General features: G+C 72.2%; 15 protein-coding genes. 13 read left to right on the top strand and 2 right to left on the bottom strand.

Annotation, left to right across the window (positions count from 1 at the left end; translation table 11 throughout):
- Positions 1-44 precede the first annotated feature (44 nt).
- From speB to Q7L73_RS16280, 10 genes are all read left to right on the top strand, one after another.
- Complete coding sequence (gene speB, locus Q7L73_RS16325) at positions 45-992, top strand: agmatinase (protein WP_304690775.1); 948 nt, start codon at positions 45-47, stop codon at positions 990-992.
- 6 nt (positions 993-998) lie between these two features.
- A complete protein-coding gene (locus tag Q7L73_RS16320; RefSeq protein ID WP_304690776.1) occupies positions 999-1,808 on the top strand; it encodes a nitrilase-related carbon-nitrogen hydrolase in 810 nt (269 codons plus the stop codon).
- Positions 1,805-3,412 (top strand): amino acid permease, encoded by a 1,608-nt coding sequence (locus Q7L73_RS16315; protein WP_304690777.1) that lies wholly within the window; start codon positions 1,805-1,807, stop codon positions 3,410-3,412. The genes Q7L73_RS16320 and Q7L73_RS16315 overlap by 4 nt, the downstream gene beginning before the upstream one ends.
- On the top strand, positions 3,412-4,392 hold the full coding sequence (locus Q7L73_RS16310; RefSeq protein WP_304690778.1) for a hypothetical protein: 981 nt from the start codon (positions 3,412-3,414) through the stop codon (positions 4,390-4,392). Before Q7L73_RS16315 ends, Q7L73_RS16310 begins: the two co-directional genes overlap by 1 nt.
- Positions 4,389-5,141: a hypothetical protein gene (locus Q7L73_RS16305; protein ID WP_304690779.1), complete on the top strand. Its 753-nt coding sequence runs from the start codon at positions 4,389-4,391 to the stop codon at positions 5,139-5,141. Before Q7L73_RS16310 ends, Q7L73_RS16305 begins: the two co-directional genes overlap by 4 nt.
- 20 nt (positions 5,142-5,161) lie before the next feature.
- Complete coding sequence (locus Q7L73_RS16300; protein WP_304690780.1) at positions 5,162-5,602, top strand: hypothetical protein; 441 nt, start codon at positions 5,162-5,164, stop codon at positions 5,600-5,602.
- A gap of 101 nt (positions 5,603-5,703) precedes the next feature.
- Positions 5,704-8,502 (top strand): aconitate hydratase, encoded by a 2,799-nt coding sequence (locus Q7L73_RS16295; protein ID WP_304690781.1) that lies wholly within the window; start codon positions 5,704-5,706, stop codon positions 8,500-8,502.
- Between the two features lie 48 nt (positions 8,503-8,550).
- Positions 8,551-10,590, top strand: coding sequence for an alpha/beta hydrolase (locus tag Q7L73_RS16290; RefSeq protein ID WP_304690782.1), 2,040 nt, complete (start codon positions 8,551-8,553; stop codon positions 10,588-10,590).
- 9 nt (positions 10,591-10,599) lie between these two features.
- Positions 10,600-11,655, top strand: a complete 1,056-nt coding sequence (locus Q7L73_RS16285) for a M42 family metallopeptidase (protein WP_304690783.1) — start codon at positions 10,600-10,602, stop codon at positions 11,653-11,655.
- A 13-nt stretch (positions 11,656-11,668) separates the two neighbouring features.
- Positions 11,669-12,382 carry an HAD family hydrolase gene (locus tag Q7L73_RS16280; RefSeq protein ID WP_304690784.1) on the top strand — a complete coding sequence of 238 codons (714 nt, stop codon included), beginning with the start codon at positions 11,669-11,671 and terminating at the stop codon, positions 12,380-12,382.
- A 42-nt stretch (positions 12,383-12,424) separates the two neighbouring features.
- Here the strand turns inward: Q7L73_RS16280 and Q7L73_RS16275 are convergent, their stop codons facing one another.
- On the bottom strand, positions 12,425-13,282 hold the full coding sequence (locus tag Q7L73_RS16275) for an oxidoreductase (RefSeq protein ID WP_304690785.1): 858 nt from the start codon (positions 13,280-13,282) through the stop codon (positions 12,425-12,427).
- 46 nt (positions 13,283-13,328) lie between these two features.
- Here Q7L73_RS16275 and Q7L73_RS16270 point away from each other — a divergent pair, with 46 nt between their 5' ends.
- Both Q7L73_RS16270 and Q7L73_RS16265 read left to right on the top strand, forming a co-directional pair.
- Positions 13,329-15,095 carry a CocE/NonD family hydrolase gene (locus Q7L73_RS16270; RefSeq protein WP_304690786.1) on the top strand — a complete coding sequence of 589 codons (1,767 nt, stop codon included), beginning with the start codon at positions 13,329-13,331 and terminating at the stop codon, positions 15,093-15,095.
- A 59-nt stretch (positions 15,096-15,154) separates the two neighbouring features.
- Complete coding sequence (locus Q7L73_RS16265) at positions 15,155-16,261, top strand: AIR synthase-related protein (RefSeq protein ID WP_304690787.1); 1,107 nt, start codon at positions 15,155-15,157, stop codon at positions 16,259-16,261.
- Positions 16,262-16,267: 6 nt separating this feature from the next.
- On the opposite strand, the gene ettA is transcribed toward Q7L73_RS16265, so the two are convergent.
- Positions 16,268-17,923 carry an energy-dependent translational throttle protein EttA gene (ettA, locus tag Q7L73_RS16260; RefSeq protein WP_304690788.1) on the bottom strand — a complete coding sequence of 552 codons (1,656 nt, stop codon included), beginning with the start codon at positions 17,921-17,923 and terminating at the stop codon, positions 16,268-16,270.
- Positions 17,924-18,017: 94 nt separating this feature from the next.
- Between ettA and Q7L73_RS16255 the strand changes: the two genes are divergently transcribed.
- Positions 18,018-19,271 (top strand): lipopolysaccharide assembly protein LapB, encoded by a 1,254-nt coding sequence (locus Q7L73_RS16255; RefSeq protein ID WP_304690789.1) that lies wholly within the window; start codon positions 18,018-18,020, stop codon positions 19,269-19,271.
- Positions 19,272-19,294 lie beyond the last annotated feature (23 nt).

Raw genomic sequence — 19,294 nt, 5'->3', positions numbered from 1 at the left:
CTGAGGAGAGAAAGACTGTGTCGACAGCTCCCGTTGATCCGACGATGTGGACGAGCCTGCTGCACGCGGGCCTCGTCGGCTCGTTCCTGCGGCTTCCGCACGTCGCCGCCGACGCCGACGCCCTGCGCGCCCACGGCGCCAAGGCGGCGATATACGGCCTGCCGTGGGACGCCACCAACATCAGCCGCACCGGCGCCAACTACGGCCCGCGCGGCATCCGCGAGGTCTCGGCGCAGTTCCTGACGTACAACGCGACGCTCGACGTCGACCTGCTCGACCTCAACCCGGTCGATACCGGCGACTGCGACGTCGTGCTCGCCAACGCGGTCGAGACGTTCGCCCGCGCGCAGGCCGACATCGGCGCGATCCTCGACGCCGGCGCGCTGCCGGTCACGCTCGGCGGCGACCACTCGATCACGATCCCGGCCGTCCGCGCCGTGCGCGAGCGCGTCGCCGACCCGGGCCTGGTGCTGATCGACATGCACCTCGATACCGCGCCCGACGTCGGCGGCGAGGAGCTGAACCACTGCTGCCCCGTCACGCGCGCCGTCGACGCCGGCTTCGACCCGCAGAAGATCGCGCTCGTGGGCATCTCCGGCTGGATGAACCCGCGCACCGAGCTGGCCTACTGCCGCGAGCAGGGCATCACGATCATCTGGCTGGAGGAGATCTGGGAGAAGGGCACCAGATGGGCCGCCGACAAGGCGCGCGAGATCGCCGGCGCCGGTGACGGCGTCTACCTCTCCTTCGACGTCGACTCGCTCGACGCCGCCTACGCGCTCGGCACCTGCTGCCCCTCGCCCGGCGGCCTCACCAGCCGTGAGGCGATCGAGCTGGTGCGCGGCGTCTGCCAGGACGGGCTCGTCGGCGTCGACGTCGTCGAGGCGGCACCGAGCCTCGAGGCCGGCGCGACCTCGCCGACCTGCTCGATCGCCGGCCGCGTCGCGCTGGAGGCGATGGCCGCGCATCTGCAGGCGGCCAGAAAGGGCTGAGCGGCGATGCGCGTCCTGCTGGCACAGCTGGAACCCGCGCCCGGCGACCTCGACGCCAACGCCGCCGCGGTCGCGACCGCGCTCGCCGCCGCCCCGGAGGCCGAGCTGGCCGTCTTCCCGGAGCTGTTCCTGGGCGGCTACGACGTCTCCACCGCGGCAGCGCTGGCGCTCGACGCCAGCGCCGACGGCACGCCGCTGGCGGCCGTCCGTGCCGCGGCCGCCAGATTCGCCACGGCGGTGATCGTCGGCTTCGCCGAGCGGACCGCCGACGGCGCCGTCGCCAACGCGGTCGCGTGCATCGAGCGCGACGGCAGCCTCGCCGGCGTCTACCGCAAGACGCACCTGTTCGGTGCCGACGAGCGGGCGGCCTTCAGAGCCGGCGACGAGCTGATCGTCGTGCGGCTCGCCGGTCGTCTGATCGGGCCGCTGAACTGCTTCGACGTCGAGTTCCCGGAGCCGGCGCGCGCGCTGGCGAGGGCCGGCGCCGAGCTGCTCGTCACCGTCGCCGCGAACATGGAGCCGTATGGCCCCGACCATGCGCTGGCGGCGCGCGCACGGGCGCTCGACAACCGTCTGCCGCACGTCTACGTCAACCGCGTCGGCGACGAGGCCGGCCTGCATTTCGTCGGCGGCAGCGCCGCGATCGCGGCCGGCGGGCGGGTTGTCGAGGCACTCGGCGAGACCGCCGCGACGCGGCTGGTGGAGCTGAAGCGCGACAGCGGCGACGACGAAGCGGTCAACTATCTGGAGCATCTTCGGGATGATCTTCCCGTGCAAGGGGTCTCTTCCACAAGCGTCCACGGAGGAACGCGATGAGCAGCGATGCACCCGGGCTCTTCACCCGTAGAGCGACCGGCCTCGTGCGCGAGGGCCGGACACGTGACGCGCTCTTCTACAACCTGCTGTGGTCGAGCGTCGGCCTGACGTTCGCCTTCTTCTGGCTGTTCGCCGCCTTCTATCCCGGCGCCAGCGCCCTGCTCGCCTTCCTGATAGCCGCAGCGCTCGGGCTTCCAGGGGCGTTCCTGTACGCGATGCTGACGCAGCTGATGCCGCGGACCGGCGGCGACTACGTCTTCAACAGCCGCTCGCTGCACCCGTCGATCGGCTTCGCCGGCAACTTCTCGTACTCGTTCTGGCTGGCGGTCGTGATCGGCGTCTACACGACCTACATCGCCTCCTACGGCTTCGGCGCGTTCGGCCGCATGATGGCCGGCTTCGGCGCCGGCAGCGGCTGGCTCGACTTCGGCGACTGGTTCTCGACCAGAGGCGGGCTGTTCATCACCGGCACGGTCGTGCTGCTGCTGAGCGCCGCGATCTTCGCCTTCGGCGGCGTGCGCCTGTTCTTCAAGATCCAGGCGGTCTGCTTCGGCCTCTACCTGCTCGGCGCGATCGTCGTGCCGGTGCTCGTCGGGCTGTTCACGAGCCACTCCAGCTTCGTCTCCAGCTTCAACGACTACGCCGCCAACCTCGGCGTGCAGGACGCGAGCGCGAAGCTCGCCGCCTCGGCCACCGAGCTGGGCTTCGCGCCGGCCGACTTCAGCTTCGAGATGACGCTGAGAGCGGTCTCGATCTTCTGGTTCATCTTCGGCTTCATCTTCTCCAGCAACTACTTCGCCGGCGAGATCCGCCTCGCGAAGCGGACCCACATCTACTCGATGCCGGGCGCCGTGCTGCTGGCGGTGCTGGTGCTGCTCTGCCTCGTGCCCACCTACACGCATGTGATCGGGTACGACTTCTCCTACATGCTCGGTTTCGCCGACCCCGCCGGCTACGGCTTCGGCGCCGGCGCGCCCGCCTACCCGGAGCTGATCGCGATCGCCTCCGGCAGCCCGGTGATCGGCGCGATCGCGATCATCGGCTTCACGATCGGACTGCTGACGTGGCTGCCGCAGACGCTGATGCTCGTCAGCCGCAACATGTTCGCCTGGTCGTTCGACAACGTGATGCCGGCGAAGCTGTCGTACGTCGACCCGCGCTCGCGCTCGCCGCTGATAGCGATCGGCGTGATGCTGGTGCTGTCGATCGCCTCGACCGCGATCTACTCGTTCACGACCTGGTTCACCTCGATCACGGCGCTGCTGGGGCTGACGCTGCCGCTGCTGGTGACCGCGATCGCCGGCACGCTGCTGCCGTACCGCCACCCGGAGCTGGTCGAGAACTCGCCCTACAGCGGCAAGGTGCTCGGCCTGCCGATGCTGACGGTCGTCGGCGGCCTGGCGATCCTCGGCTTCGGCGCGGCGATCGGGATCCTGCTGTGGGACCCCGGTTCGGGCACGTCGCTGAGCGACAACTCCGGCAAGGTCCTGCTCGTCGTCGGCGTCTACCTCGCCGCGATGGCGATCTGGTGGATCTCGCGCGCGATCCGCAGACAGCAGGGCATCGACGTCGACCTCGCCTACCGCGAGCTGCCGGCCGCCTGATGGGCCTGTTCGGGAAGAAGAAGGAGGGCGGCGGCTCCAACGCCGCCGCCCGCATGTACTACGCCTCCGACATCCACGGCTCGGCCGTGCTGTGGCGCAAGTTCCTCAACGCCGCCGGCGCCTACAGAGCGGGCGTGCTGGTGATGGGCGGCGACGTCACCGGCAAGGTCGTCGTGCCGCTGGTCGAGCAGGCCGACGGCTTCCACGTCGACCTGTTCGGGCAGAGAACGGTCGTGAGCGGCGACGCGGTCGAGGAGATGGAGCACAAGATCCGCAACAACGGCATGTATCCCCACCGCATGAGCGCGGAGGAGGTGTCGCGCGTCGCGGGCCTGACGGAGGAGCAGCGCGAGGAGTGGTTCGCCGAGGTGATGCGGCGCACCTTCGACGGCTGGCTGGCGCTCGCCGACGAGCGCCTCGCGGCCGACACGCGCTGCTTCGTGATGCCCGGCAACGACGACCCGGCCGGCGTCGACGACGCGATCGAGGCGGCGACGAAGGTCGAGGCCTGCGACGGCCGCGTCGTCGCGTTCGGCGACTGGACGATGATCTCGCTCGGCTACGCCAACAGAACCCCGTTCGACTCGCCGCGCGAGCTGACCGAGGAGCAGATCTACGAGCGCGTCAGCGCGCTCGCGGACGAGGTCGGCGACATGTCGCGCTGCATCTTCAACCTGCACGTGCCGCCGTACGACTCGACGCTCGACACCGCCCCGGCGCTCGACGAGAACCTCGCGGTCGTGATGTCGGGCTCGGCGCCGAAGCTGATCGGCGTCGGCTCGACCGCGGTCAGAGAGCTGATCGAGCGCTACCAGCCGCTGCTGTCGCTGCACGGGCACGTGCACGAGTCGCCGGGCGCGACCAGAATCGGCCGCACGCTCGCGATCAACCCCGGCAGCGATTACCACACCGGTCGCATCGCCGGGGTGCTGCTGCAGTTGAAGGGCGACACCGTCCGCCACCAGTTCGTGACCGGATGAGCGGGCCGCCCTTCGACGACCGCCTCCCCGAGGAGGCCCGCGGGATCCTCGCCGACGCCGAGCGCGACGGTCTGCGCGTGCGGCTGCTCGGCGGGATCGCGATCCTGCTGCAGCTCGGCGACCGCTTCGACCCCGCCTTCGCCCGTCCCTACCGTGACATCGACCTCTTCTGCGGTCGCAAGGACGGGCGCGGGCTGGAGCGGCTGCTGGCCGCGCGCGGCTGGGCGCCGGCGAGCGAGTTCAACGCGCTCGGCGGCGGCCGCCGGCTGTTGTTCCACGATCCGCAGTCGGAGGCGCAGGTCGACGTCTTCGTCGGCGAGTTCCAGATGTGCCACGAGCTGCCGCTGGCCGACGGCCTCGACCGCCCGGGCCCGTCGCTGCCGGCGACCGACCTGGTGATGACGAAGCTGCAGATCGTCGAGCTGAACGCGAAGGACCGCAGCGACCTCTACGCGCTGCTGTCCGGCAGCCCGCTCGGGGACGGCGACCCGGCCGCGATCGAGCCGGGCCGGATGGCGGAGGTGACCGCCCGCGACTGGGGCGTCCACCACACCTTCGAGCTGAACCTCGCGCGGCTGCGCGAGGGGATCGCGGCCGGCGAAGGGCCGGCCGCGGCCGGCCCCGCCGTCGAGGCGCTGCTGGCGGCGATGGAGCAGGCGCCGAAGTCGCGCGGCTGGCGGATGCGCGCGAAGGTCGGCGAGCGCAAGCGCTGGTACGAGCTGCCGGAGGAGGTCGAGCGAGAGGGCTGAGGAGCCGTTACCCTCGGCGCATGATCCGTCTCGCCGCACTGCTCGCCGTGGCGACGCTCGCCGTCGCCCCGGCGGCCGCGACCGCCCAGGCACTCAACGACCCGCTCTCGCCGCTGCAGGGCCAGCAGCAGGCTCCGATCTCGCCGCAGCCGAACCAGCCGCCGGCGCCGGCGCCGGTCGAGAATCGCGACGACGGCGACGGCAGCGGGCCCGGGGTCGCGATCGCGATCGCGGTCATCACCGTGGCGCTGATCGGCGGGATCTGGTTCGCGATCACGCGCGACGCGCGCCAGCACGCGCCCAAGCGCAACCGCAGACACACCGCCCGCACCGACCCGACCGCCGAGGAGCTGGCGACGCCCGGCTCACGCGGCCGTCACCGCACGCGCGCGGCGCCGAGAACGACCCGCAGACACAGCAAGCAGGAGCAGAAGCGCCGCAAGCGCGGACGCGCCCGCTGACCTCCTCGTCCACGGGCCGGTCGAATCCGGCCTGCACATGAGAAACTCTTTGTGCTTTACATGACGAAGACAAAGACGCTTCTTTGACACAGGAGAAACCCATGTCCACCAACAGCTTCGGGGCCAAAGCCTCGCTGTCGGTCGGGGGTCGCGACTACGAGATCTTCCGGCTCGACGCGCTGCAGTCCAGATTCGACGTGGCGCGCCTGCCGTTCTCGCTCAAGATCCTGCTGGAGAACCTGCTCCGCAACGAGGACGGAGAGACGATCCGAGCGCAGGACATCGAGGCGCTCGCAAGCTGGGACGCGAAGGCCGATCCCTCCAAGGAGATCGCCTTCACGCCTGCGCGCGTCGTGATGCAGGACTTCACCGGCGTGCCCGCGGTCGTCGACCTCGCCGCGATGCGCGACGCGATGAGCGCGATGGGCGGCGACCCCGCCAAGATCAACCCGCTCGTCCCCGCCGAGCTGGTGATCGACCACTCGGTCCAGGTCGACGAGTTCGGCACCAGATACGCGTTCGAGACCAACGCCGCGCTGGAGTTCGAGCGCAACAAGGAGCGCTACCAGTTCCTGCGCTGGGGCCAGGAGGCGTTCGACGGCTTCGAGGTCGTCCCGCCCGACACCGGCATCGTCCACCAGGTCAACCTCGAGTACCTGGCGCGGACCGTGTTCGTGAACGACAGACTCGGCCAGGCCTACCCCGACACGCTCGTCGGCACCGACTCGCACACGACGATGGTCAACGGCCTCGGCGTGCTCGGCTGGGGCGTCGGCGGCATCGAGGCCGAGGCGGCGATGCTCGGCCAGCCGATGTCGATGCTGATCCCGCAGGTGATCGGCTTCCGGCTGACCGGCGAGCTGCCCGAGGGCACGACCGCCACCGACCTCGTGCTGACGGTCACCGAGCAGCTGCGCCAGCGCGGCGTCGTCGGCCGCTTCGTCGAGTTCTTCGGCGCCGGCGTCTCGCAGCTGCCGCTCGCCGACCGCGCGACGCTCGGCAACATGTCGCCGGAGTTCGGCTCGACCTGCGCGATCTTCCCGATCGACGCCGAGACGATCCGCTACCTGCGCTTCACCGGCCGCAGCGAGGAGTCGATCGCGCTCGTCGAGGCGTACGCGAGAGAGCAGGGCCTCTGGCACGACGAGAACTCGGAGGAGCCGACCTTCACCGAGGTGCTGGAGCTGGACCTGTCGACGGTCGTGCCGTCGATCGCCGGCCCGAAGCGGCCGCAGGACCGGATCGCGCTGGCCGACTCGGCGACTGCCTTCGCCGAGGCGCTGAAGGGCTACCTGCCGGGCAGAACGACGACCGACAGGGCGCTTGACGCGACCTTCCCGGCGAGCGACCCGACCGCGACCCAGGACCCGGAGAACGGCGACGCCGACAGACACGGCGAGGTCATCAAGACGGGCGGCGGCGCGGCCGTCGAGGCGCTGGCTCAGGCCGTCCCCGTCACGCTCGCCGACGGCACCGAGACCGAGCTCGACCACGGTCACGTCGTGATCGCCGCGATCACCTCGTGCACGAACACGTCGAACCCGTCGGTGATGCTCGCCGCCGGGCTGCTCGCGCGCAACGCGGTCAGACGCGGCCTCAGATCGAAGCCGTGGGTGAAGACGTCGCTGGCGCCGGGCTCGAAGGTCGTGACCGAGTACTACGAGCGCGCCGGCCTCACCGGCGATCTCGACGCGCTCGGCTTCAACCTCGTCGGCTACGGCTGCACGACCTGCATCGGCAACTCCGGCCCGCTGCCGGACGAGATCTCGAAGGCGATCAACGACAACGACCTCGTCGCGACGTCGGTCCTGTCGGGCAACCGCAACTTCGAGGGGCGCATCAACCCCGACGTGAAGATGAACTACCTCGCGTCGCCGCCGCTGGTCGTCGCCTACGCGCTGGCCGGCTCGATGCACGTCGACCTGTTCGAGGATCCGCTCGGCGAGGACAGCGACGGCAACCCCGTCTACCTCAGAGAGATCTGGCCGTCGGCCGCCGAGGTCGCGCAGACGATCGAGCAGGCGGTCCAGTCGGACATGTTCCGCAAGAGCTACGACGGCGTCTACGCCGGCGACGAGCGCTGGCGCACGCTCGACGTCCCGACCGGCGACTCGTTCGCCTGGGACGACAGCTCGACCTACGTCCAGAACCCGCCGTACTTCGTCGACCTGCCGCGCGAGCCGAAGCCGGTCACCGACATCGAGGGCGCGCGCGTGATGGCGCTGCTCGGCGACTCGGTCACGACCGACCACATCTCGCCCGCGGGCGCGATCAAGCCGGACTCGCCGGCCGGTCGCTACCTGCAGGAGCACGGCGTCGAGCGCAAGGACTTCAACTCCTACGGCGCTCGCCGCGGCAACCACGAGGTGATGATGCGCGGCACGTTCGCGAACATCCGCCTCAAGAACCAGCTCGGCGGCGACCTGCCCGAGGGCGGCAACACGTATTACCTCGGCGACGGCGGCCGCGAGCAGATGGCGATCTACGACGCCTGCATGAAGTACCAGCAGGCCGGCATCCCGCTCGTCGTGCTCGGCGGCAAGGAGTACGGCTCGGGCTCCTCGCGCGACTGGGCCGCGAAGGGCACCAACCTGCTCGGCGTGCGCGCCGTGATCGCCGAGAGCTTCGAGCGCATCCACCGCTCGAACCTCGTCGGCATGGGCGTCCTGCCGCTGCAGTTCAAGGACGGCGAGTCGGCCGCGTCGCTCGGCCTCACCGGCTTCGAGACGTTCACGATCGCCGGCATCTCCGGTGACACCGTCCCGCGTGAGGTCACGGTGAAGGCGGACGACAAGGAGTTCACCGTCACCGTCCGAATCGACACGCCGAAGGAGCAGCGCTACTACCGCAACGGCGGCATCCTGCAGTACGTGCTTCGCGAACTGCTGGCCGCGGCGTAACAGTGACTTAGCGCGCCACGCCGCGTGACCGGTCAAGATCCCCCGCCTATGAACCAAGGGGACCGGGCACGCGGCGTCGCCGCTTTCACGGCGATCGCAGCGCTGCTGCTCGCCACGTTGCTGACCACGACGGCGGGCGCCGCCTTCAGACGCTGCCCGACGAGCGAGCGGGGGAGACCGCTGCTGTGCGGGCGCGTCGTCGTCCCGCTCGACCGCTCCGGAGCGCTGCCCGGCAGAGTCTCGCTGCGCGTGCGGGTGCAGCCGGCGCGCACCAGCCGCACCGCCGGGACGATCGTCGCGCTCGCCGGCGGGCCCGGCCAGGCGGCCGCGCCGCTGGTGCGGCAGATCGCCGCGATGCTCGGCAGCTCCGCGCGCTCGCGCCGCGTCGTCACGTTCGATCAGCGCGGCACCGGCGACTCCGGCCGGCTGCGCTGCAAGGGCCTCAGCACGAACGGCTCGGCCGCGCTCAACCGCGCCGTCGCCAACTGCGCCAGACAGCTCGGCCCGCGCCGCGCCGCCTACACGACCTCCGCCTCGGTCGACGACGTCGAGGCCGTCCGCGCGGCGCTCGGCGTCGACAGAATCGCCCTCTTCGGCGTCTCCTACGGGACGAAGGTCGCGCTCGACTACGCCGCGCGCTACCCGCAGCACGTCAGCCGGCTGATCCTCGACTCGGTCGTGCTGCCGGAGGGCGTCGACCCGTTCATGCGCTCGACGCTGACGGCCGTCCCGCGCGTGCTGAGACAGCTCTGCGCCGGCCGCTCGGCCTGCCGCTTCACGCGCGACGCCGGCGCCGACCTCGGCCGCCTCGTCGCGAAGATCGGCCGCGACGGCGTGCTGCGCGGCGTCCGTTACGACGGCCGCGGCCGCGCCCGCACCGTCAAGATCACGCGCGAGCATCTGCTCGGCCTGCTGGTACAGGGCGACTTCGACCCGTTCTCGCGGATCGCCGTGCCGGCCGCCGTGCGCAGCGCGCTGGAGGGCGACACGGCGCCGCTGGCGAAGCTGCTCGGCGGTCAGCAGACCGGCCTCGACAGCGACAGCGGCGACAGCGACGCGCTGTTCGTCGCCACCACCTGCGAGGACGGCGGCGTGCCGTGGCCGGCGGGGACGCCGATCGGCCAGCGCGAGCAGGCCTACCGCACGCTGCTCGCCGCGCTGCCGGCGGCGTCGCTGGCGCCGTTCGACCGCGACACGCTGCGGCGCAGCGGGATCGACTACTGCCGAGACTGGCCGGAGTCGCCGATCGTGCAGCCGGCCAGCCCGCTGCCGGACGTGCCGACGCTGATCCTCTCCGGCGACGACGACCTGCGCACGCCGCGCCGCGACGCCGAGACGCTCGCAGCGCGGATGCCGTCGGCGCAGCTCGTGACGGTTCCCGAGACCGGCCACTCCGTCCTCGGCGCCGACCTCGGGAAGTGCTCCAGCCGAGCGCTCACGCGCTTCTTCGCGGACCGGCGCGTGCGCGATTGCAGGCTGACGCTGCCGCGCGCGTTCAGACCGCAGGCGCAGGCGCCGCGCTCGCTGTCGCAGGTGCGGCCGGCCCGTGGCGTGCCCGGCCGCGCCGGCCGCACGCTGACGGCGACCGGGGTGACGCTGTCCGGCTTCTCACAGGAGTTCGTGGTGCGGATGTTCGCGCTGCTGCTCGGCGACGGCGCCGACGTGAACACGCTCGCCTTCGGCGGGCTCCGCGGCGGCTACGCGCGCGTCGGCGACGACGGCTTCGTGCTGCACCGCTACAGCATCGTCGACGGCGTCCACGTGAGCTTCCGGGTCGGCGCGTCGGCGGGCGCCGACGACGCGATCGTCGTCCACGTCGGCGGCCGTGACGCCGCGCGCGGGACGCTGCGGCTCGGCAGACGGGTCGTCGGGCGGCTCGGCGGGCGGCGCGTGGACATGTCGCTCGACGCGCTCCTCGCCACGCCTGCGAGCAGCGCATCGGCCGGAGACGGCGGCGCGGTCGCGCTCGCCTTCCCGACGTCGGGCGAGCTGCGGGCGCAGCTGCAGCGGGCGCGGCGGCTGGCCGGCGCGCTGCAGCCGCTGGAGGTGTCCCCGTCACCCCTGCTGGCCGGTCGGAGCGCACGCTAGGCTGCTGACATGCCGACGCCCGACATCCTCCGCAAGCTGCTGACCACGCCCGGCCCGTCCGGGTACGAGACCCCGGTCGCGACGGTCTGGCGCGAGGCCGCCGCCGCGTTCGCCGACGTGAGCGCCGACGTCGTCGGCTCCTCGGTCGCGCGCGTGAGAGGGACGGCAGGCGGTCCGCTGACCGCCGTCATCGGCCACATCGACGAGATCGGCGTGATCGTCACGCACATCGACGACGACGGCTTCCTGCGCTTCGAGGGCGTCGGCGGCTGGGACCCGATCATCCTCGTCGGCCAGCGCGTCAAGCTGCTGACGAAGGGCGGCGAGCGCGACGGCGTGATCGGCAAGAAGCCGATCCACCTGATGAAGGCCGACGACCGCAAGAACGTCCCGGAGCTGAAGGACCTGCACATCGACATCGGCGCCAGAGACGGCGACGAGGCCCGCTCGCTGACGCGCGTCGGCGACGTCGCGGTGATCGCCGGCGAGCCGATCGAGCTGCCGAACGACCGCGTCGTCTCGCGCGCGATGGACAACCGCATCGGCGCCTTCGTCGCCTTCGAGGTCGCGCGCCTGGTCGCCGAGGCCGGCGGCGCGCCGGGCGACGTCGCGGCCGTCGCGGCGGTGCAGGAGGAGACGAACCTCGTCGGCTCGCGCACGAGCGTCTTCTCGCTCAGACCGCAGGTCGCCGTCGTCGTCGACGTCACCTTCGCGACCGACCAGCCGGGCATCTCGCTCGGCGAGCTGTCGAGACAGCCGTTCGGCTCCGGCCCCTCGATCACGCGCGGCTCGATGATCCACCCGCTGATCGCGGAGCTGCTGATCGAGACCGCGGAGGAGCAGAGCATCCCCTTCACGATCTCCGCCGCCGGCCGCGCGACCGGTACCGACGGCGACGTCGTCCACCTGACGCGCGGCGGCATCCCGACCGCGGTCGTCTCGGTCCCGCTGCGCTACATGCACTCGCCGGTCGAGATGGTCCAGCTCGACGACGTCCACAACACGGCGAAGCTGATCGCGGCCTTCACGCAGAAGCTGACGGCTGACACCTCGCTGCTGCGATAGGAAGGGGCGCGCGATGGCCGACGAGCTGCTGCTGCTGTTCGACATCGACGGCACGCTGCTGGCGGGCGCGACGGAGGCCCATGCCGCCGCGCTACACGCCGCGCTGAGAGAGGTGCACGGGCTGCCGGCGATCGACCGCTCGCTCGTGCGCTCCTACGACCCGGCCGGCCGCACCGACCCGGAGATCGCGCGCGCGATCCTGCTCGCGCACGACGTCTCGGCCGAGCGGATCGACGCGCGCGCCGACGACGTGCGCGTCGCGACCGGCGAGATCTACGCCCGCACCTGCCCGGCGGACCTGAGCCAGTTCGTGCTGCCGGGCGTGCCGGAGCTGCTCGGCGCGCTGGCCGCGCGCAACGACGTGCGGCTGGCGCTCGTGACCGGCAACTACGAGACGATCGCGCGCGTCAAGCTGCGCCACGCCGGCATCGGCCACTGGTTCGCCGGCGGCCCCGGCGGCTTCGGCTCCGACAGCGAGGACCGCACCGACCTGCCCGCGATCGCCCGGGCCCGCGCCGCCGCCGACGGCGCCCCGCCGCACGCGCGCGAGCGCAGCGTCGTGATCGGCGACACCCCGCGCGACGTCGCCTGCGCCCACGCCGACGAGGTCCGCTGCATCGCCGTCGAGACCGGCCGCTTCCGCGCCCCCGAGCTGACCGCCGCCGGCGCCGACCACGTCGCCGCCGACGCGGCCGCCGTCGGCGCGCTGATCGACCAGCTCGTCTGAGCCGGGAGGTCGCCCCCGGGCGACCTCCCAAGGGCGTCGACCCTATCTCGGCTGCGGGAACTGCTGGCGCATGGCGGCGTCCCAGGCGCGGTCGGGGAGGATTCTGCGCAGCGGGATGGTCGTCCGCGCCGACGGGGTGACGACGACGCGGGTCGGGGCGCGCTTCTTCGAGATCGCCTTGTCGATCGCCTTCGCGACCCGTTCCGGGCCGCCGCCGAACAGCCGCAGCGGGCCCTCGTAGGCGCCCTTCGTGACCGCGCCGACGGTCGCGTTGAAGTGGGCGTAGGGGTCGCCGTCGGCGGCGGCGTCGCCTGCGTCGGCCAGCGACGCGCCGGCCGTGTCACCGAACGAGGTCGTGATCAGGCCCGGCTCGACGAGGATCACGTCGATCCCGAAGCCGGCGACCTCGAACCGCAGCGCGTCGCTGAGCGCCTCCAGCGCGTACTTGGTCGCGTGGTACCAGCCGCCGCCCGGGAAGGTCAGGCGGCCGCCCATCGAGCCGAGGTTGACGACCTTGCCCCAGCCCTGCGCGCGCATCGCCGGCAGCGCCAGCTGCGTCAGCCGCGCGAGTCCGAAGACGTTCGTCTCGAACTGCCTGCGGACGGCGTCGAGCGGGACCGTCTCGACGGCGCCGCTCTGGCTGTAGCCGGCGTTGTTGATCAGCACGCCGATCGCGCCGGCCTCGCGTTCGACCTCGGCGACCGCCGCGGCCATCGACGCCTCGTCGGTGACGTCGAGCGCCAGCAGCCTGCAGCCGGCGGCGCCGAGGTCGGCGATCGACTCGACGCGGCGGGCGCTCGCCCACACCGGCCAGCCGGCGGCGGCGAGCCGCAGCGCGGTCGCGCGCCCGATCCCCGACGAGCAGCCCGTGATCAGCACGGCTCTTGAAAGCTGAGTCATGGCCGAACCCTATCGGCGCCCGTCGGGGCTGTGATGAAGTGCGCCGATGGAGATCGCGAGAGCAGCAGGGACCGAGGCCGGCCAGCGCCGCCTCAACGGGCCGCAGACGATGGGACGCGACTATCGCGGGCTTTCGCGACCGCAGCACGGAGTCCGCAGCGACGAGGACGTCACGGTGTCGATGCGCGACGGCGTCACGCTGCTCGCCGATGTCCACCGACCCGACGCCGAGGGCCGCTTCCCGGCGCTGATCGCCGCCTCCTGTTACCCGCGCCAGATCCAGAACAGCGGCGCGCCGATGGGCTTCGTGGAGGCGGGCGCGACCGACTTCTGGGTCCCGCGCGGCTACGTCCACGTGATCGCGAACCTGCGCGGCACCGGCGGCTCGGGCGGCACCTTCACCTTCCTCGACGCGACCGAGCGCGGCGACCTGCACGATCTGGTCGAGTGGGCGGCGGCGCAGCCGTGGTGCGACGGCCGCGTCGGGATGATCGGCATCAGCTACTTCGCGATGGCGCAGCTGGCGGCCGCCGCGGCGCGCCCTCCGCACCTGCGCGCGATCTTCCCGCTCGCGGCCACGGCCGACGCCTACGAGGCGACCTACCACCACGGCCTCCGCAGCGAGACCTTCGTCGCCAACTGGATCGCCGGCGTCGGCGGACTCGCCGACAAGGGCGACCGCCTCTTCCGCAGCCGCGCCGCCGAGCTGGGCGCGCGGCTGCTCAAGAGCGAGCGGGTCCACGCGCGGCTGGAGCACTTCAACGGCGAGGCGGCGCTGTCGACGCTCGGTGCGGTGATGCGGATGCGCTACGCGCCGGAGTGGGACGAGCTGTGGAGCGAGGTCGTCGCAGACCATCCGCTGCGCGACGCCTTCTGGGACGAGCGCGACCTGCTGCCGCTGCTGGAAGGGCTGGAGGTCCCGGTCTACCTCGGCTGCGACTGGGACAACGTGCCGCTGCACCTGCCCGCGACCTTCGCCCTTTGGAAGACGCTCTCGGCGACCGCTCCGACGCGGATGGGGATGCTCGGCAGCGGCGGCCTGACGTGGCCGTGGGAGAGCCTCCACGTCGAGGCGCTGGCATGGTTCGACCACTGGCTCAAGGGCGCCGACACGGGCATCATGGAGGGACCGCCGATCCGCTACGTGCTGCCCGGCGCCGACGACGAGGTCCGCACCGCCGAGACGTGGCCTCCGCCCGGCGCGGTGCAGGTCGAGCTGGCGCTGCGCGCCGACGGCCTGCTCGCCGCCGCCGAGGGCGAGCCGGGCGCGCGCGACTACCGCTTCCTGCCGGAGACGGTGAGACGGCCCAAGGGCGCACCCGCGCCCGCGCTGCCCGCGTCGCTGACGTGGGAGAGCGAGACGCTGACCGCCGACGTGGACCTCGTCGGCGAGCTCGAGCTGCGGCTCGACGCGGCGACGACGGTGCCTGACGCGGCTTGGATCGCGACGCTGCAGGACGTCGCGCCGGACGGCGCGGTCACCGACGTGACCGCGGGCTGGCTGCGCGCGAGCCTGCGCGCGGTCGACGAGGCGGCGAGCCGGCCCGGCGCCCCGCTGCTGCGCTGTCGCACGCCGCGGGCGGTGCCGCCGGGCGAGGTCGTCTCGTACCGCATCCCGCTCGTCCCCAACGCCCGCCGCTTCGCCGCCGGCCATCGCATCCGGCTCGTGCTCGCCAGCGCCGACGACGGCGGTCTGCCGACGGTGATGTCGTTCCGCCATGCGGTGGTGGGAGATGCGGCGCGCCACAGCGTCCGCTCCAGCTCGCGGCTGCTGCTGCCGCTGCTGGCGGGCGCCGACCAGTTCGGCGGCTGAGCCGCCGCGGCGGCGCGCCGGGCGGCGGCAGCGCGCGCCGAACCTCTACGATCGGCCGCATGTCCGACGCGAGATCCGCCTATGCCGCGAGCGGCGTCGACTACGACGCGCTCGACCACGCCAAGCGCGAGGCGGTCGCCGCCGCGCGCGCGACCTCGGCGCTCGCGCTCGCCCGCGGCGCGCGCATCGACGACGCCTCGCGCGGCGAGTCGGCGCTGGTGCTGGAGATCGGCAGCGAGACGCTCTCGTTCGTCGTCGAGGGGCTGGGGACGAAGTCGCTGATCGGCACCGCGGTCGAGGCGGAGGGCGGTGACGGCCGCTACGACGCGATCGCCTACGACGCCGTCGCCGCGATCGTCAACGACCTGATCTGCGTCGGCGCGCTGCCGGTCGTCGTCAACGCCTACTTCGCGACCGGCGACGCCGCCTGGTACGGCCGCGGCGACCGGCTCGGCCAGCTCGTGCGCGGCTGGGAGCGCGCCTGCCGCGACGCCGGCGCGGTCTGGGGCGGAGGCGAGTCGCCGAGCCTGCCGGGTCTCGTCTCGCCCGACCACCTCGAGCTGGCCGGCAGCGCGATCGGCCGCATCCCGGACGGCGCGCGGCCGATCCTCGGCGACAGGCTGGCCGCCGGCGACGAGATCGTGCTGGTCGACTCCAGCGGGCTGCACGCCAACGGCGCGACGCTCGCGCGCACGGTCGCGGCGAGACTGCCGCAGGGCTACGCGACGAGACTGGACTCGGGCGCGAGCTACGGCGCCGCGCTGCTGGAGCCGACGCTGCTCTACGCCGGCCTCGTCGAGGCGCTCGTGAGCCAGCAGGTCCCGGTCAGCTACCTCAGCCACGTCACCGGCCACGGCTTCCGCAAGCTGATGCGGGCCGACAAGCCGCTGACGTACGCGATCGAGACGCTGCCGCAGGTCCCCGAGGTGCTCGCCTTCCTCGTGCAGCAGCTCGGGCTCGACGCGCGCGAGGCGTACGGCACCTTCAACATGGGCGCCGGCCTCGCCGTCTACAGCGCCGCCGGCAGCGGCGAGCAGGTCGTCGCCGCCGCGCGCGAGCTGGGCCTGCGCGCCCACGTCGCGGGCCAGGTCGAGGCCGGCCCGCGCCAGGTGCTGCTGCGACAGCTCGGCGTCACCTACGCCGACGACGAGCTGTCGCTGCGCTGATCCGCGCTAGCCGCGGACGAGTCTCTTGTACGTGACGCGGTGGGGCCGATCGGCCTCCGCGCCGAGGCGCTCGCGGCGCTCTTCCTCGTACGCCTCGAAGTTGCCCTCGAACCAGCGCACCTGCGAGTCGCCCTCGAAGGCGAGCACGTGCGTGGCGATGCGGTCGAGGAACCAGCGATCGTGGGAGATCACGACCGCGCAGCCGCCGAACGCCAGCAGCGCCTCTTCCAAGGCGCGCAGCGTGTCGACGTCGAGGTCGTTGGTCGGCTCGTCGAGCAGCAGCAGGTTGCCGCCGGAGCGCAGCAGCTTCGCGAGGTGGACGCGGTTGCGCTCACCGCCCGAGAGCTTGCCGACCTTCGCCTGCTGGTCGGTGCCCTTGAAGTTGAACCCGGACGTGTAGGCGCGCGAGGACATCTTCTGATCGCCGACCGAGATCTGGTCGTCGCCGCCCGAGATCTCCTGCCAGACCGTCTTCTCCGGGTCGAGCGCGTCGCGCGACTGGTCGACGTAGGCCAGTCTGACCGTCTCGCCGACCTTGAACGTGCCCGCGTCGGGCTGCTCCTGGCCGGTGATCATCTTGAACAACGTCGTCTTGCCGGCGCCGTTGGCGCCGATCACGCCGACGATGCCGCCGCGCGGCAGCTTGAACGAGAGGTCCTCGATCAACAGCTTGTCGCCGAAGCCCTTGCGCAGGTTCTCGGCCTCGATCACGACGTCGCCGAGGCGCGGGCCGGCGGGGATGTGGATCTGGACCTGGTCGAGCTTGACGTTGCGGTCCTCGGCCAGCAGCGCCTCGTAGGCGTTGAGGCGCGCTCTCGGCTTCGCGCGGCGGGCGGAGGCGTTCATCCGCACCCACTCCAGCTCCTGCGCGAGCACCTTCTTGCGCGTGTTGTCGGCGCGCTCCTCCTGCGCCATCCGCTGCTGCTTCTGCACCAGCCAGCCGGAGTAGTTGCCCTCGAACGGGATCCCGCGGCCGCGGTCCAGCTCGAGGATCCAGCCGGCGACGTTGTCGAGGAAGTAGCGATCGTGGGTGATCGCGACGATCGTCCCTCTGTAGTCGCGCAGGTGCAGCTCCAGCCACGCGACCGACTCGGCGTCGAGGTGGTTGGTCGGCTCGTCCAGCAGCAGCAGATCGGGCGCTCTCAGCAGCAGCCGGCAGAGCGCGACGCGGCGTCTCTCGCCGCCGGACAGCTTCGACACGTCGGCGTCGCCGGGCGGCAGCCGCAGCGCGTCCATCGCCGTGTCGAGCATCGTGTCGAGGTTCCACGCGTCGGCCGCGTCGATCTTCTCCTGCAGCCGCGCGAACTCGTCGGCGGTCTCCTCGGAGTAGTTGGCCGCCAGCTCGTTGAAGCGGTTGAGCAGGTCGCGCGTCTCGGCGACGCCGTCCTCGACGTTGCCGCGCACGTCCTTGGACTCGTCGAGCTGCGGCTCCTGCTCGAGCAGCCCGACGGTCGCGTTGGGCGCGAGCGCCGCGGTGCCGCGGAACTCTCTGTCGATGCCGGCCATGATCTTCAGCAGCGTCGACTTGCCGGAGCCGTTGTAGCCGAGCACGCCGATCTTGGCGCCGGGGTAGAAGGAGAGGCTGACCTCTCTCAGCACCTCCTTGTCCGGCGGGAACAGCCGGGAGAGGCGATGCATCTGGAAGATGTACTGGGCGGACACGCTGACGGAGGATAGAGATCGCGCGCCGTAGCACCGATTCCAGGCACTGACAAGGCTGCCGGCGCACCCGCGGCGTCGCTAGCCTTGGTTCTTCATGGCCGCGATCTTCGACATCGAGCAAGCGATCCTCCTGCTGGAGCTGGAGCCGCCGTTCGACAAGCGGGCGGTCCAGCTGGCGCGCCGCAGAATGGCGAAGGTCTGGCATCCGGACATCGCTCCGCCCGGCCGTCAGCACGAGCACCAGCGCCACCTGCAGGCGATCAACGAGGCCGCCGACCAGCTCGAGAGACTGGCCGAGACCTCGCGCGGCGGCAAGGTCTCCGCCAACGCCGTCAAGGTCTCCGCCGCAGCCGCCCGCAGAGCGCGCGCGGAGGAGGGCCGGCGCGCCTACGAGGAGGCGCAGCGCCGCGCCGCCGAGGACAGAGAGCGCGCCGAGAACGACCCGTTCGGCTCGCAGGCGCCCGCGCACTCGGTCGTCCACCGCTACGCGCGCTGCCTCTCCTACCCCGAGTGGGGCGTCGGCTCGGTCACCGGCATCTACTTCTCCGGCGACGGCGACGACGTGCAGCAGTGGGCGCGCGTCAAGTTCCAGATCGGCGTCCGCACGATCCCCGCCGGCTCGCTGCAGTTCGTCGACTTCTCCAGACCGGACCCGGCGGCCGACCGCGTCCAGCGCTTCATGACCGCCGCCCAGCACGCGCTCGCCGAGGGCGACCCGGCGCTGGCCGCCAGACGGCTCGTCTACGCGCGCGACTCGGATCCGAGAAACCCGGTCGTGCTGCGCCAGCTGACCGTCGCCTTCTGGCAGTCGGGCAACCTGCCGGCGGCCGCACGCACGGTCCGCGACTGGATCCGCGTCGAGAGCGACCGGCCGGCGCCGTATCGCTTCGCCGCGCGCATCTACGAGGACATGCGCGCGTATGACCTCGCGCGCGACGCGGCCGCGCGTGAGACCGCGGTCGCGCCCTCCGACGCCTCCGCATGGGAGCGGCTCGGCCGCCTGCGACTGCGGCTCGGCGACCGCGAGGGCGCGCAGAGCGCGCTGGAGACCGCGCGCGACCTGATGCCGACGCTGGAGGGGCTGCTCGACCTCGCGCTCGTCCACCAGCTGAGCGGCGATGTCGGCGCCGAGGTGACCGCCTGCGAGGCGGCGACCGTGCTCGCGCCCGAGAGCCCGCCGGCGTGGTCGCGCTACGCCCACGCGCTCGCCCGCACCGACCGCGTCAGCGACGCGATCGCGGCCGCCGAGCACGCGATGGATCTCGGCACCGACCCCGAGGTGGCGGCGCTCCTGCTCACGCTGCGCGACCGCCAGCCGCGGGCACTGCCGGCCGAGAGCGCGGCCTGATGCGGTCGAGCCGCCGCGAATCG

The organism is Conexibacter sp. CPCC 205762, from assembly GCF_030646155.1.
Lineage (GTDB): Bacteria > Actinomycetota > Thermoleophilia > Solirubrobacterales > Solirubrobacteraceae > Conexibacter.
This window is presented reverse-complemented; position numbering and strand designations above follow the sequence as displayed.